Source organism: Staphylococcus sp. McC-251-APC-3A2, from assembly GCF_009695665.1.
Lineage (GTDB): Bacteria > Bacillota > Bacilli > Staphylococcales > Staphylococcaceae > Staphylococcus > Staphylococcus cohnii.
Genome location: NZ_VUNO01000001.1, coordinates 512,235 through 526,781 on the forward strand (window position 1 = coordinate 512,235; position 14,547 = coordinate 526,781).

At 31.6% G+C, this 14,547-nt stretch carries 15 protein-coding genes; 5 read left to right on the forward strand and 10 right to left on the reverse strand.

The window, feature by feature from the left end; genetic code table 11:
* The first annotated feature begins 177 nt into the window (after positions 1-177).
* Complete coding sequence (locus FYJ81_RS02570) at positions 178-1,623, forward strand: amino acid permease (RefSeq protein ID WP_107385304.1); 1,446 nt, start codon at positions 178-180, stop codon at positions 1,621-1,623.
* A gap of 203 nt (positions 1,624-1,826) precedes the next feature.
* Complete coding sequence (locus tag FYJ81_RS02575; RefSeq protein WP_019467809.1) at positions 1,827-2,141, forward strand: hypothetical protein; 315 nt, start codon at positions 1,827-1,829, stop codon at positions 2,139-2,141.
* Between the two features lie 542 nt (positions 2,142-2,683).
* Here FYJ81_RS02575 and FYJ81_RS02580 read toward each other — a convergent pair.
* Genes FYJ81_RS02580 through FYJ81_RS02595 form a run of 4 tightly spaced genes read right to left on the reverse strand, consistent with a single transcriptional unit; the run spans position 2,684 to position 6,804 of the window.
* Positions 2,684-3,487, reverse strand: coding sequence for a Cof-type HAD-IIB family hydrolase (locus FYJ81_RS02580; protein ID WP_107386171.1), 804 nt, complete (start codon positions 3,485-3,487; stop codon positions 2,684-2,686).
* A 53-nt stretch (positions 3,488-3,540) separates the two neighbouring features.
* On the reverse strand, positions 3,541-4,452 hold the full coding sequence (gene thrB, locus FYJ81_RS02585; protein ID WP_107386172.1) for a homoserine kinase: 912 nt from the start codon (positions 4,450-4,452) through the stop codon (positions 3,541-3,543).
* A gap of 1 nt (position 4,453) precedes the next feature.
* On the reverse strand, positions 4,454-5,515 hold the full coding sequence (thrC, locus tag FYJ81_RS02590; RefSeq protein ID WP_107383949.1) for a threonine synthase: 1,062 nt from the start codon (positions 5,513-5,515) through the stop codon (positions 4,454-4,456).
* Positions 5,516-5,520: 5 nt separating this feature from the next.
* Complete coding sequence (locus tag FYJ81_RS02595) at positions 5,521-6,804, reverse strand: homoserine dehydrogenase (protein ID WP_107386173.1); 1,284 nt, start codon at positions 6,802-6,804, stop codon at positions 5,521-5,523.
* A gap of 192 nt (positions 6,805-6,996) precedes the next feature.
* Between FYJ81_RS02595 and FYJ81_RS02600 the strand changes: the two genes are divergently transcribed.
* Positions 6,997-8,364, forward strand: a complete 1,368-nt coding sequence (locus FYJ81_RS02600; protein ID WP_154409261.1) for an aspartate kinase — start codon at positions 6,997-6,999, stop codon at positions 8,362-8,364.
* 95 nt (positions 8,365-8,459) lie between these two features.
* Here the strand turns inward: FYJ81_RS02600 and FYJ81_RS02605 are convergent, their stop codons facing one another.
* Together FYJ81_RS02605 and FYJ81_RS02610 are read right to left on the reverse strand one after the other, a co-directional pair.
* A complete protein-coding gene (locus FYJ81_RS02605) occupies positions 8,460-9,053 on the reverse strand; it encodes a hypothetical protein (protein WP_107517891.1) in 594 nt (197 codons plus the stop codon).
* 111 nt (positions 9,054-9,164) lie between these two features.
* Positions 9,165-9,611, reverse strand: coding sequence for a hypothetical protein (locus tag FYJ81_RS02610; protein WP_226952021.1), 447 nt, complete (start codon positions 9,609-9,611; stop codon positions 9,165-9,167).
* Positions 9,612-9,894: 283 nt separating this feature from the next.
* Here FYJ81_RS02610 and FYJ81_RS02615 point away from each other — a divergent pair, with 283 nt between their 5' ends.
* Positions 9,895-10,758 carry a hypothetical protein gene (locus FYJ81_RS02615; RefSeq protein ID WP_107383954.1) on the forward strand — a complete coding sequence of 288 codons (864 nt, stop codon included), beginning with the start codon at positions 9,895-9,897 and terminating at the stop codon, positions 10,756-10,758.
* Between the two features lie 236 nt (positions 10,759-10,994).
* Here FYJ81_RS02615 and nucI read toward each other — a convergent pair whose 3' ends face one another.
* On the reverse strand, positions 10,995-11,525 hold the full coding sequence (nucI, locus tag FYJ81_RS02620) for a thermonuclease NucI (protein WP_107504920.1): 531 nt from the start codon (positions 11,523-11,525) through the stop codon (positions 10,995-10,997).
* A gap of 182 nt (positions 11,526-11,707) precedes the next feature.
* Here nucI and FYJ81_RS02625 point away from each other — a divergent pair, with 182 nt between their 5' ends.
* Entirely contained in the window at positions 11,708-11,899 is a 192-nt protein-coding gene (locus FYJ81_RS02625; RefSeq protein WP_154409262.1) for a LapA family protein, read from the forward strand.
* A 102-nt stretch (positions 11,900-12,001) separates the two neighbouring features.
* Here the strand turns inward: FYJ81_RS02625 and FYJ81_RS02630 are convergent, their stop codons facing one another.
* The 3 genes from FYJ81_RS02630 to glnA all read right to left on the reverse strand — a co-directional run bounded on the left by FYJ81_RS02630 (position 12,002) and on the right by glnA (position 14,542).
* A complete protein-coding gene (locus FYJ81_RS02630; protein WP_107383957.1) occupies positions 12,002-12,550 on the reverse strand; it encodes a GNAT family N-acetyltransferase in 549 nt (182 codons plus the stop codon).
* Between the two features lie 133 nt (positions 12,551-12,683).
* On the reverse strand, positions 12,684-12,884 hold the full coding sequence (locus FYJ81_RS02635) for a hypothetical protein (RefSeq protein ID WP_107383958.1): 201 nt from the start codon (positions 12,882-12,884) through the stop codon (positions 12,684-12,686).
* 317 nt (positions 12,885-13,201) lie between these two features.
* Positions 13,202-14,542, reverse strand: coding sequence for a type I glutamate--ammonia ligase (gene glnA, locus FYJ81_RS02640; protein WP_019468737.1), 1,341 nt, complete (start codon positions 14,540-14,542; stop codon positions 13,202-13,204).
* Positions 14,543-14,547: the final 5 nt, after the last annotated feature.

Here is a 14,547-nt window from a genome sequence, read left to right on the forward strand (position 1 = left end):
TTTATTTTAATCTATAACATTTGTAAAAGCAACTCACAATACATCTATAAAATAACAATTTTCAAAATATTTGAATATTTTATGGCTTTAAAGTCATAAAAAGCATTGCTCTTAAATCATAAAACCATTAAAATGGAGAATATATTTAAAATTCAATAGACTATAGGAGACTGTATTATGGCACAAAACAATATGAACCGTGGTCTTAATTCTAGACACATTTCTATGATAGCAATTGGTGGTGCAATTGGCACAGGCTTGTTTGTAGCTACTGGAAGTGTAATATCACAAGCAGGACCAGGTGGCGCAATATTAGCTTACTTGATTATTGGCGTGATGTTATATTTCTTAATGTCTTCAATCGGTGAACTTGCCACCTTTTATCCGGTTTCAGGTTCTTTTAGTTCTTATTCAACCCGTTTTGTTGATAGTTCCCTAGGTTTCACTATGGGATGGCTATATTGGGCAATCTGGCTACTAGTTACCAGTGTTGATATTATTATTTCTTCAAGTGTAATTTATTATTGGGATTTCTTCCAATTTTTCAGTCCAGTTACTTGGAGCATTATCTTCCTTGCCATACTTTTTTTACTTAATATTTTCTCTGTAAAAGCTTTCGGTGAAACAGAATTTTGGTTATCACTTATCAAAGTTGCAACAATAATTATTTTCATCGTAATTGGTGTATTGACGATTATTGGAATCTTAGGTGGAAAGACATATGGTCTAGGCAACTACGTAACAGGAGAAGCTCCTTTTGTAGGAGGCGTCTCTGGCTTCTTGGGTGTCTTGCTTGTCGCTGGATTCTCTGTCGGTGGTACCGAAGTGGTGGCCGTAACAGCTGGAGAATCTTCAAATCCAAGTCATTCAATGCCAAAAGCAATTAAACAAGTGTTTTGGAGAATATTATTGTTCTATGTTTTATCAATTGCTGTTATTTCAGCTATTATTCCTTACACAGACCCATTGTTATTAAACAAAAGTGAATCTGTATCACAGAGTCCTTTTACAATCGTATTTGATCGTGTAGGTATTGCCTTTGCCGCTTCGGTTATTAATGCTGTTATTTTAACTTCATTATTGTCTGCTGCGAATTCAGGTATTTATACTACAAGTAGAATGCTTTTCTCAATGGCAGAAGATAAGCAAGCGCCTAAATTTTTAGGTAAATTAAATAAAACTACAAAGTTACCTTTGGTATCATTGTTCGTAACTTTCATTATTGTTTTAATTATAATTATAATTGCTCAGTTTAAATCAGATATCGTCTTTTCACTATTAAATATTATTGGTTCTTTAGTCATCGTTGTTTGGGCTTCTAGTATCGTAGCGCAAATCAGGCTACGTTCAGCGATTAAAAAACAAAATTTGAATCCTGATGAAGTACTACCTTATAAAGCTCCTTTCTATCCTTTAGGACCAATCATAGTCATCATTGCATTATTATTCTTATTCATAGGTAATTCAATTGGTGCGATTTTAGCTGGTGATATGGGCGTCTTAATTAGAAACCTATCGCCGATGATTATTTTAGCTATCATTTACTTTGTTCATAAATTAATACGACAAACTAAAATTGTTAAACTCAAAGACATTGATTTAAAAGAACATGATTATAATTAATGAATTGCACTGTAAAAGTATTTTAAGATACTTTTTGCAGTGCTTTTTTAATATTGCAAGCCTTACATTTATTTATTACCTACTTGTTCTAAAATAAACCTCAACAATGAGAATTTATAATAATTAAAAGCTTATCATATTTTCAGATACCCAAAATTAATGTATAATGAAGTTAATAATTTAATGACTTAGAGGTGGAAATTATGATTGGACAAACAAACCTATTTGACGATATTTTAGAAACTGACGAGCGTTTCGTTATTGTTGTACAATCACTTGAAGAAAGACATGATCAATTAATCAAACGCACATTAAGAGAGTATCCAAGTTTAGATCACTCACAAATGGAAAGTCTTTTTAGCCATCTTAAAGAATTATTTTCAGAAGAAGAATTTGAAGAAAATCAGTCAGCGTTTTCAATCACAGTTTATACCAATTTAAACTATGCTGCAGATAACGTTTATGCTCATGTTAAAAGACACCGAGGCAAAAATGAATGGACACATACTGCTAAATAATCACCAACAAAAAATGGCAATTTCTAATTTTCATATAGAAATTGTCATTTTTTCTGCTAATTATATGTAAACAGTAGATTGTAGTTGAAATATTCTAATGTATTAGCTTAGTCAAAGACTGCATATTGATAATTTAGCACTATTTATACATGGTATATTAATTTAAGTTTACACGTTTCTTATAATCGTTTTCGTTCTTATAAAAGTAATTTCGTGTACTGTTTCGCGTTCAATTAATTTAATATTTTTATTTAGTATATATAAGGCGCTTATTTTCGTACTAAAATACATACTTGATAACGATTTTGTAACGAGCTGACACCGAGATCAATGGTATGAGTGACTTATACTATTAAATCATAACCCTAGGCCAAGCTTGCACAAGCAAAAATTTCAATTTTTTAGTAGATGATTGAACTGAAAAATAAAGTCCCACTACTCAATAAATTGAGTTAGTGGGACTTATAGGTGAGCATTTCGGATCAAACTATCAATCATTTGCGTGACCAATATTTAAAAATAAAGGTTAAGCAATTAATTTGTTAGTTAAGTAAAGCTTTTAGTGTGTGTGGGATACCATCATTATCATTTGTTAAAGTAACTTCATCAACAACAGCTTTGACATCATCATTTGCATTGCCCATAGCAACAGCTTTACCAACTACTTTCAACATTGATATATCATTTGAACTATCACCGAAGCCAATAACTTGAGATAATTTTACATCTAATTTTTGACACAATTCAGTGATAGCATTGCCTTTAGATACACCCTGTGCCATAAATTCTAAGAAAAACGGTTTACTTGTAGTAACATCAATATTTTCATTAAAGTGACCTTCTAAATCATTTCTAATACTTGTAATATTTGAAACATAATCAATCCCCATAACTTTAGGTACGTCCTCTTGAATATATGCTTTTAAATCATCCACCTGTTTCATTGGCAGGCCTGTGAGTTCTGATTCAATGTTCATATATTCATGTTCACCTTCATATACGATATAACCATCTTGGTAAGTCAAAACAAACAATTTTTGATTCCTACAAAAATCTACAATACTATCAAAATCAGACTTTGACACAGTGCGACTTACTTCCACTTTTTCATCAGAAACTTTAACTGTTTTTCCACCATTGTAACTTATGACATAACTGTCATGTTGGTCTAATTTCAAATGTTTTGCTGTAGGCATCATACCATCTGTTGGTCTACCCGATGCAAGTACAACTTTATAACCTTGCGCTTGTATATCTATTAAATATTGCGCTGTTTCAACACTAACTTCGTTATCAGAAGTCATTAATGTATCATCCATATCCATCACTATTAATTTATATCCCATCTTGCTATCTCCTTTCAACCTCTACAAGACTATATTATAACAAATAAATCAAACTAATATACTACTTCAGATTCCACTCCTGTGATATTAACTGTAACGAGTTCAGATCGACAATTCGTAAATTCACGTTTAAGTTCCCTCACTAATTCACCGCTTCGTTCAGGTGCTATCAAGGTTAAAACAGTTGGGCCTGCACCACTAATAACTGTAGCATATGATTTATATTGTTTTGCAATTTGTTTAATGGTTTGAAATTCTGGGATTAGATGTTGACGATATGGTTCATGAAAACCGTCTTGTTCCATCATCTTGCCTGCAAGTTCATAATTTTGTTGTATTAAAGCACTAATCATTGTATTGCTGATGGCACTATTTCTAACAGCATTTTTATGTGAAAATGTTTCCGGAAGCACATTCCTTGAAAGTGTCGTACTTAATTCATTTGATGGTATTGTTATGATAATATCAGCTTTTGGTGGATCAATATATGATACATCCGTCACTTTTGTTTCAGGATCATAGTATCCTAAGACAAGCCCCCCGTAAATTGTAGGTGCTACATTGTCTGGATGTCCTTCAAATTCAGTTGCCAATTGCAATAATTCATATTTAGAAAGCTCTATATCACCAAAATAATTAGCTATGTATAATCCCCCTACTAGTGCAGAAGCAGAGGAACCTAAGCCTCTTGCTAAAGGGATTTCACTTCTCATTTCTATAGATAAAGACGGTAAAGTCACGTCATATTTATTTGCCACTTGTTGTGCAATTTGATAAATATAGTGCGATTCGTCTGTTGGTAATGATTCAACATTTGGCCCTATATGTTTAAAAGACCATCTATCACTATTATTAATTCGCACATCAAGATATAAAAATTTATTTAAAGCCATTCCAATAGAATCAAATCCGACACCTAAATTAGCAGTAGATGCCGGTATTTTTAAACGTAAACGTACACACATGCTAAAGTGCTCCTTTAATATATTCTAAAATGCTTTCTCTATCATTTGGTAGTGGCTTAATTGGATTATCTAATAATGAGATAGCTGTATCTGGATCTTTCAAACCATTACCAGTCAACACTGACACAACACGTTTCCCCTTTGGTAACTTACCAGCACGGTGTAACTTAATTAAACCAGCAATGGAGGCATTGCTTGCAGGTTCACTAAATATACCTTCTTTTCGAGCCATCAGTTGATATGCTTCTAAAATTTCTTCGTCTGTTACGCTATCAATGAGACCTTCTGATTCTTTTAAGGCACGATTAGCTTTATCCCAACTTGCGGGGTTACCGATTCTAATTGCAGTAGCTACTGTATCTGGATTCTTCACTACTTTATTTTGAACGATTGGGGATGCACCTGCAGCTTGGAACCCATATAAGTTAGGAAGTTGCGTATCATTCGTGTCATGGTACTCTTTAAATCCTTTCCAATATGCTGAAATATTACCAGCATTTCCAACCGGAATTGATAATATATCTGGTGCTTGGCCATTCAATTGTTGAATCACTTCAAAAGCACTTGTTTTTTGACCTTCAATACGATAAGGATTAACTGAGTTCACAAGCGCAATTTCACCATTTTTAGCCACTTCTTGTACAATTTCAAGTGCTTCATCAAAATTTCCTTCTATAGAAACAATTTCTGCACCGTACATAACTGCTTGCGACAATTTCCCTAAAGCAATTTTCCCTTCCGGAATAACTACAATCGCTTTTAAACCTGCTCTCGCAGCATATGCTGCCGCGGAAGCTGAAGTATTGCCAGTTGAAGCACAAATCACTATTTTCTTGCCTTCTTCTTTAGCTTTAGCCATTGCCATTACCATGCCTCTATCTTTAAATGAACCTGTTGGATTTGCACCTTCGTATTTAACATGTAATTCAATACCAAGCATTTCAGACATGTTCTCACAGTATATCAAAGGCGTATGGCCTTCATTTAAACTTACTTTAGGTGTATCAGCTGTTACTGGTAAATATTCCTTGAATTCTTCTACAAGCCCTTGCCAATTTTTCATAAACATTAAACTCCTTCAACTGGGTAAATTTTCTGTACAACATAACCTGATTCTTGAATTGTTTCTATCGGGGATTCATCAATTCCTATGATAACTACACCAGCAGTATGTGCATCACGTTCAGTAACTGCTAATGATTTGTGAACAGGCAATTCGCCTTTCAATAAAGTTTCAACTTGGTTTACATCTTCTCCATCTGTTTGCACCACGACATAATAACTTTCTTTCCCTTTGATAACAATCGTATCTTCTTCTTCGTTCATCATTTCTTTGGTTTCTTCAGTTTTCAATTCAAAATGCGGTGGTAGCGTATGCAAATTAGTATCAAAATTAAATGTAACATTTAATAAATCACTTACAACGGCACTCCCTGTAGCTAAACTACCTGCACCTTTACCATAAAACATTGTTTCTCCAACAGCATCACCTATAACATAAATCGCGTTAAATTCATCTTCTACTGATGCTAACTGATGGCTTTTATCAATCAAAGTTGGTGCGACTGATGCATTGACTTGAGCATTTTCATATGTACCTTTACCAATCAACTTAATTTTATAGCCAAGTTTATCAGCTACTTTAATATCTGATAGTGTGACATCGCTAATACCATATTTATCAACCTCATCTAAATTAATCACCTGATTAAATGATAAATACGACGTAATAACTACTTTGCGTGCTGCATCAATACCTTCAACATCATCAGTTGGATCTGCTTCAGCAAACCCTAGACGTTGTGCTTCTGCCAACGCTTCTTCAAATGATGTTTCTTCTTGTGTCATCTTACTTAATATAAAGTTAGATGTACCATTTAAAATCCCCATAAACTTACTTATATTATTGGCGTTTAAACCGTTATTTATAGCATTTACAATCGGAATACCACCTGCGACACTAGCTTCATATTTTAAAGCAACATCATTTTCTTGGGCTAAATGTTCTAGCTCTCTTAAATTTTCAGCTAGAAGATCTTTGTTTGCGGTAATCACGTGTTTCTTCTCACTCAATGCGCGTTTTAACCATTCTACTGTGGGCTCAACTCCACCAAGTACTTCGACAATGATATCAATTGTTTCATCATCAAGAATATCTTCTATATTTTCAGTTAAATTATATTTAGATGTATTAATAGGACGTTTTCTAGACTTGTCACGTACTAATATATGTCTAATATTAATATCTTTATTCATTGTTTCTCTAATTTGTTCTCTATTTTCTTCTATTATTTTTACTACACCAGAACCTACAGTTCCTAAACCAAGTAGTGCTACATTTAATTCTTTCATGTCTTCATTCCTCCGTTTGTTTATCTAAAAAATACAATTGTACAGTTGAAAAATACTTGAATATGGTATAGTATAAATTCATTCATTATTTTTGTAAAGTCTATGAATATTTAAAACGTATATTTATATTATCACTCCTGTGATAAAAACTAAACTAAATTTTCTGATTTTTTAGAAAGGTTGTATAACATTATGAAAGTAACTAAATTCGGAGGAAGCTCTGTTTCCAATGCAGAGCAAATTAAAAAGGTATTAGACATTGTTAATTCAGATGAAGCTCGAAAAATCGTAGTCGTATCGGCACCAGGAAAACGAAATAAAGATGATGTAAAAACTACTGATTTATTAATTCGACTTTACGAAAAAGTGATAGAACGATTAGACTACAATTCTAAAAAAGAAGAAATCATTCAACGTTACAAGGATATTATTAACGAACTCAACATGAGTGATGCACTTTTAAAAACAATTGATGAAACTTTAGAAAGTTACATAGCTACATTGAGCGAAAAGCCATCCAGACTGTTAGATGCTTTACTTTCATGTGGTGAGAACTTTAATGCTCAAATTATTGCAGAATATAATAATAGCCAAGGTATTCCAACGCGTTATATTTCTCCTGGAGAGGCTGGTATTACTGTTACGGATTTACCTCAAAATGCTCAAATCTTAGATCAATCTTATGAAGCACTTTATAACTTAAGGTCATTTGAAGAAAAATTAATCATTCCTGGGTTTTTTGGTATTTCTAGACAAAATTACGTGGTCACATTCCCTCGTGGTGGTTCAGATATAACAGGAGCTATTGTAGCAAGAGGTGTAAGAGCGGATTTATATGAAAACTTTACAGATGTTTCTGGCATTTTTAGAGCTAATCCTTCTATTGTTAAAAATCCTGAAGTTATAAATGAAATTACATATCGCGAAATGCGTGAGTTATCTTACGCTGGCTTTGGCGTATTCCATGATGAAGCTTTACAACCGCTACACAAAGACAGAATTCCTGTCGTTATAAAAAACACAAATAGACCTGATGATATAGGAACTTATATTAGACATGATAGAGAAATTGACTCAAATAGTATTGTAAGTGGCATTAGTTGTGACAAAGATTTCACAGTATTAAATATTAAAAAGTATCTTATGAATAGACAAGTTGGTTTTACACGTAAAATACTAGCCATACTAGAAGACTATAATATTTCATTTGATCATATGCCATCAGGTATAGATAACATAAGTATCATCATGCGCTCTAAAGAGATACAAAACAAAGAGGAACAAGTACTTAATGATATACGTAAAAATTGTGATGTAGATGAATTAAGCATTGAACATGATTTAGCGATACTAATGGTGGTTGGTGAAGGCATGCATAGAATCGTTGGTACTGCCAGCACAATTACTCATGTACTTGCAGAATCAAACATAAACTTGAAAATGATGAACCAAGGCGCTTCAGAAATTTCTATGATGTTTGGAATCGACGTTACAGATGCAGAGAAAGCAGTTAATGCTACTTATGAATATTGTTACACTAAAAATTGTTTGAATATTTAAACAATAATTACTAACTATTTATCGATAAAAAATCCTTCAAATCGTATAGACTCATTTGAAAGTGAATGAATCCTAATGAATGATTTGAAGGGTTTTTAAATTGCTTTTTTTTCAGATATAAGTGCTTGATTAATGCGTTCATCTCCAACAACTAAGCGTAAAATAACAAATTGATAATAACTTAACGAATCGATAACACTTCTATAATTTGGTAATTGATGATAATCGATGGGATCCAATAACTCATACATTAATACAATTTCAGGCTTAATATAATCTACATCCCATTTGATAGAATGAAAATAAATATGCTTTTCGGGTAAACGAATATTGTGATTCCACCTGAACATCCATTCATCATTTTCAACATCATAAACAATAATTGTCATTATTAACTCATCATTTATATAAATATTTGCATGAGTGACATCTGCAAATTCTAACTTTGTAAAATCAGTGGTTGTATTTTTACCATCGTGTAAAACAATCGTATTGCTTTTAGGTATAAACTTTAAAACTTCACCAAGATATTTTCTTTCGACACTAATATCTACCTTATCGTCTAAATTAAACTCATCATGAAGAAAAAGTTGTTTTGCGACTTCACCATTATATTTAAACAGTTCAGGTACATTTTCAGTTAAATTTTTTACAACTTCTTTAATATTTTTATCATTACTAACTGCCAAATCTGTACCTCCTATCAAAAGTAAGCGTTTCCATTAATAATCATTATATTATTTGTTGCTACATTTTTCAATGTGAAAAGCACAAAAATGTGAATTTAAACACATTTTTATTTAAAATTCGCCAATATAGCTATAGTCTTGTCGATGATGTTGTTTCAAAATCGCTGGTCTGTTAACAATTAATAATTCTTCTGAACGATTGTATAAAGCTAACTGAATTTCAGCAATTTCTGGCAATGTTTGATACAATGCTTTATCTGTCATATAAGGTGCAGTTGCAAAATAATAGCGAATGCGATATCTCTCAAATGTTTGGATAACATCCGTACCAGTGATAATATGTAGTGCATTGTCTACCTTTCCATTGGGCATTATAATATTAAAATCAGTGTACCTTGCAACATATTTAATGATATCAGTTGAAAAAGAAATCACTGAAATTTTAAATTTAGCTTCATATAGTTCGTCAATAATGTGATAAGTAACTGGGTGGTTATCAAATGCAATAACATCTTCATTATTTACGTTTTCTATTATATAGTTGATATATTTTTTCATAGTAGTCAAATCAATGTCCTCCAAACAGACTTTTCTACGGTAAGTATAGTAGATAATATATGTATTACCCAATTAAGCACTAATTAAATAGATACATCATTTTTTTAATTCAATAATTTTTATAACAAATCATATCACTCATTTATATATTAAGTAGGAATTGCTTATAATTAAAAAATATGATTATACTAATATTAACCCTATTAGTTAATTGTATTTGTACAAATATAAATAAAAGAGTAAAATATAGTTTATTAAAAATATTAAGATTAGGATGATACCAATGTTTTTACCGATTATTTTAGCAATAATTATTGTAATACTATTATTAGTTATTATTATTGAAAGAAGAGTGATGAATCATAAGCTTGAGACTGAATCATATGCAAAAGATCAGTTAATAAATAAAATTAGTATCATCACGCGTGAAAACACATATTTAAAAAATCAAATGCTTGAAAAAAATGTTAATAATGATACACACCATCATGGATTAAGAAAAGCTAAACAGGATTTAAATGACATATTAAATCAATATCAAAGTGAAGGTTCAATTTCATTTTTTGATATTATAACAACTGGAAATTTAGCTGTTAAGCATCCTTTGTTTGAATATGCTAGAGCTTTCGATTACATTGTTATTACTGAAAAAGGGTTATTTAATATTAATGTGAAAAACTGGAAGCAAAAAACATTTTACCACTTCACAGTTGACCCAACAAATGACACACAAAATAGTGACGATGATACTGTAAATCAAACAGTTGGCCGTTATATTGCAAATCAATTCCATAGTCAATTCCAATCAACACGACCTACAACATACACATTTGTAGAGAGAATTAGAAATAATTCTATTATTTATGACTTTTATAATTATGATCCATATGAACAGTCTTCAAAAAATGCCAAAGCATTGGAAGATAGAATTGCAGACCAATTGCATCATAGAATTCAAAATATTGGTTTAGTTTACTTTACAGATGGTAGCGTAAATTTAATTGATGGACCTACAGAAAGACAAGATTTTGTAGAAACAGTTTCATCCAAATCTTCTCTAAAAGAAATAATTGGTGAAACGATTGTAAATGCTCAAGAATCATTAACTGAATCACAGTATAATGAACTACTTGCACATTTCCACTAATTAAACAGTATTAAAAACTGCATGAACGATTTTGTAACATGCCGTCACTTCTAATAATGATATAAGTAAGAGATTACATGCTCAGATTAAGTAAATCAAATACTCAGACAAACATGTATTGCCAAAATCGTAAGATGTAAATATAAAGGAGAGCTAACCCATTATGGATTAGCTCTCTTTTTTGAGAATAGATATTTATGTACCAGTCACTTTTGTGTTTAAGTCATTTGAAATTTTTAACTCCATATATTTTCGTTATTACTTTTAGCTATCTGTTCTGCTTTTTCGAACATTTCTCTATATTTACCATTTGGAGAAAAATATTTTTCTCTAGCCAATCCTTTTTTCACTAACAGTTCATTGAACATCGTATCTTTATCTAGCCAAACATATGCCAGTGTACGACCATATCGATCTTCTTTTTCTTTATCATATTCTAAAAAGACATCTTTATCAGTTAAATGTTCTTTTGAAAAATCAGATGCTTCTTTACCATATGGTTGTACTGGCGTATTTGGTTTAACAGTTTCAGGCGTATCTACACCTATCAACCTCACTTTAATTTGTTCATGTTGACTATTATTTGCTATTAATGTATCACCATCAACTACACGGGCTACATGTACTTTCTCAGTTTGCTTTGGTCCGTCATTATTATTTGTATCATTGGATGAAAAAGGGCCAGTCCCATTTATAAACTGAAATGCAAGTACGCCTAGTACAACTATACTAATAATTAATGTAGTAATTTTCTTTGTTGGTTTCATTGTTGCACCCACTTTTTATGAATATACCAAATTATCATATAGAAAATTAAAGTTTACGTCAAGACGCTCATTTTAAATAAAAATTAATCTTTTACATTAAATAAAACTTTAATTAGTCATTATTTTATTTTAACGTACTTAAGCAATCATGATATAATACATAAATGATAGGAGTGAACAGTTTGAGTATATTTAAGGAGAACATGATTACAGTTATTGCGATTGTTATAGCAATCATTGTAGGCTTAATATTACAATATCAGTTTCAATTTCCACCGCTTGTGTCTGCAGTTGTAGCAGTATTTTTAGGCATTTTCATTGGATTTATTATTTTTATTATTCAAGTTATTGTAACTAAGAATAAGAAAAAATAGTGTCTTCTGCCGAGTGTTTAAATCGGCAGTTTTTTTATTTTAGTTAACATAATATTATTATAGGAATATACTAATAAACACGCTTTTCTTTAAAAAATATATTTATAAAATGCTTCGATTTAATGTTTTTTCCAATAAAGTCCATGCTTCATGATCATATTCATCAACATGAATTGGTCTGAATCCAAAATTAAGATACATATTGATTGCTTGGAAGCTTGTTGTTTGAGAGGTTAAATATGCTTGATTATGATATGCAGCTAAAATTTTCATTGCTGCCGTTAATAAAGGTTTAGATAATTGCTTACCTTGATACTCCGGAATAATCGCAACCCAATGGATTCGTCCAGATGTTTTGCTATCTTTTGTTAAATGTCCATACCAAGCAGTTGCGGTACCAATAACTTCTCCTTCGGGATTCTCAAGAAACAAACATCTTTGTTCCATTTCATTAATATACGGTCCAAATTCAGTGTTGAAATGTGTCAATGCTTGATCAGTAGTATCAAATTCATTAACTTTCATTTCCAAATTTGCCCATTTTACTTCTTCTCCTATTTTAAAGTTACGAATTTTATATCCAACAGGTAATTCATACTGTGGAATACTTTCTAAATTTTCTCTTGTCATCTGTACTTTTAAATACTTCATTACATTCTACCTTTCATTCACAAATCAATTTTCATTAGAAAAAGGTTGAGACGTGATAATAGTCTCAACCTCATATTGTGTATTTTGTAATTCCCTAAAACTTAGTAATCATTACAATCAATAACGTTTGTTCTTATTCTACTTCTTTTATAAATGTTAATATAGCATGAAATTCTTCTTCATTTGCTGAAAAAGCACGCTCTTCTATTTCACGAACAGTTGAATTGAGTAATTGATAATTCGCTACTTCTTCATCTTTTAAATATGCATTTATGCTACTTTCTAATTCTTTTAAGGAACCCGCTTTTAACGTACTTAATTTTACTTCTTGCATTTAACTCCAACCCCTTTTTAATTAGTTTAAATCATTTCAATAAGACTAAACGTTATTTTTACTTTAACTTAAAAACCTATAAATATAATACACTATATTAAAAAATCTAATCTTATTTTCAAAAATTATATCACTTCATACAAATTTTACATAACTTTTTCACTTTCTAATAGTTAAAAATAGGCTGAATCATCCCTGATTTTCACCCAAAAGGCACTTATAAATACGAGTGGGTGCAAAAAAAGCAACCCGAATCACTTACGAATAAGTGACCCGAATTGCTTATATACCTAGTGTTTGCCCCTTTTGCTTAGCACCTAGTATTGTTTTAAGTATTGTTCTCTTTCCCATTCAGAAACTTGAGTTCTATAGTAATCCCATTCAATAGATTTAGAGTTTATAAATTGATTATAAATGTGATTACCTAAAGCTTCTTTAATAGAATCATTATCTTTCATTGCTTTAATAGCTGTATATAATGTTGATGGTAAATCTTGAATACCAACGGCTTCACGTTCTTCACGATTCATTTCATATATATTTTGATTTACTGGTTCTGGTACTTCTAATTTATTTTCAATACCGTCTAAGCCCGCTTGTAAGATAGCTGCTAATGCTAAGTAAGGATTGGCTGCTGGATCTACTGAACGAACTTCTACACGCGTTGATAAACCACGTGAAGTTGGTACACGGATTAATGGTGAACGGTTTTTACCACTCCAAGCAATATAGCATGGCGCTTCATAACCTGGAACTAAACGTTTATAAGAATTAACTAATGGGTTACATACACCAGTTAAACCACGTGCATTTTTCAGAATCCCCGCGATAAAATGATAAGCATCTTTAGTCATTTCCATATCGCCCTCTGGATCGTAAAAGGCATTTTCTTTACCTTTGAAAAGTGACATATTGAAGTGCATGCCGCTTCCGTTCACACCAAATAATGGTTTAGGCATAAATGTTGCATGAAGATTGTGTTGACGTGCGATTGTTTTAACAACTAATTTAAATGTCTGGATATTATCACAAGCAGTGATAGCATCTGCATATTTAAAATCAATTTCATGTTGGCCCGGTGCCACTTCGTGGTGACTTGCTTCAATATCAAAGCCCATATCCTCTAATTCTAAAACAATATCGCGACGACAATTTTCACCTAAATCTGTTGGTGCAAGGTCAAAGTAACCACCATTATCATTTAATTCTAATGTTGGTTCACCTTTTTCATCTAATTTAAACAAGAAGAATTCAGGTTCTGGCCCTAAATTAAGTTCACTAAATCCTAAATCTTGCATGTTTTTTAACACACGTTTTAAGTTTGCGCGTGGGTCACCTTCAAATGGTGTGCCATCTGTTTTATAAACATCACAGATAAGACGAGCTACTTTACCTTGACCGGCTGTCCATGGGAAAATAACCCATGTATCTAAATCTGGATATAAATACATGTCTGATTCTTCAATACGTACGAAACCTTCAATTGAAGATCCGTCAAACATCATTTCGTTATCTAAAACTTTTTCTAATTGGCTTACTGGTACTTCCACGTTTTTAATTACACCTAAAATATCAGTAAATTGTAAACGTAGGTATCTGACATTTTCTTCCTTAGCGAACTTGTGTATGTCTTCCTTTGTAAATGTACGTTTTGCCATTATAA

What these genes read in the sequence shown, in the direction of transcription:
- glnA (WP_019468737.1), bottom strand. Translation starts at nt 14,542, where the DNA reads ATGGCAAAACGTACATTTACAAAGGAAGACATACACAAGTTCGCTAAG.
- FYJ81_RS02630 (WP_107383957.1), bottom strand. Translation starts at nt 12,550, where the DNA reads ATGAAGTATTTAAAAGTACAGATGACAAGAGAAAATTTAGAAAGTATT.
- FYJ81_RS02580 (WP_107386171.1), bottom strand. Translation starts at nt 3,487, where the DNA reads ATGGGATATAAATTAATAGTGATGGATATGGATGATACATTAATGACT.
- thrB (WP_107386172.1), bottom strand. Translation starts at nt 4,452, where the DNA reads ATGTGTGTACGTTTACGTTTAAAAATACCGGCATCTACTGCTAATTTA.
- FYJ81_RS02600 (WP_154409261.1), top strand. Translation starts at nt 6,997, where the DNA reads ATGAAAGTAACTAAATTCGGAGGAAGCTCTGTTTCCAATGCAGAGCAA.
- FYJ81_RS02595 (WP_107386173.1), bottom strand. Translation starts at nt 6,804, where the DNA reads ATGAAAGAATTAAATGTAGCACTACTTGGTTTAGGAACTGTAGGTTCT.
- FYJ81_RS02615 (WP_107383954.1), top strand. Translation starts at nt 9,895, where the DNA reads ATGTTTTTACCGATTATTTTAGCAATAATTATTGTAATACTATTATTA.
- FYJ81_RS02575 (WP_019467809.1), top strand. Translation starts at nt 1,827, where the DNA reads ATGATTGGACAAACAAACCTATTTGACGATATTTTAGAAACTGACGAG.
- nucI (WP_107504920.1), bottom strand. Translation starts at nt 11,525, where the DNA reads ATGAAACCAACAAAGAAAATTACTACATTAATTATTAGTATAGTTGTA.
- FYJ81_RS02610 (WP_226952021.1), bottom strand. Translation starts at nt 9,611, where the DNA reads ATGAAAAAATATATCAACTATATAATAGAAAACGTAAATAATGAAGAT.
- FYJ81_RS02635 (WP_107383958.1), bottom strand. Translation starts at nt 12,884, where the DNA reads ATGCAAGAAGTAAAATTAAGTACGTTAAAAGCGGGTTCCTTAAAAGAA.
- thrC (WP_107383949.1), bottom strand. Translation starts at nt 5,515, where the DNA reads ATGAAAAATTGGCAAGGGCTTGTAGAAGAATTCAAGGAATATTTACCA.
- FYJ81_RS02570 (WP_107385304.1), top strand. Translation starts at nt 178, where the DNA reads ATGGCACAAAACAATATGAACCGTGGTCTTAATTCTAGACACATTTCT.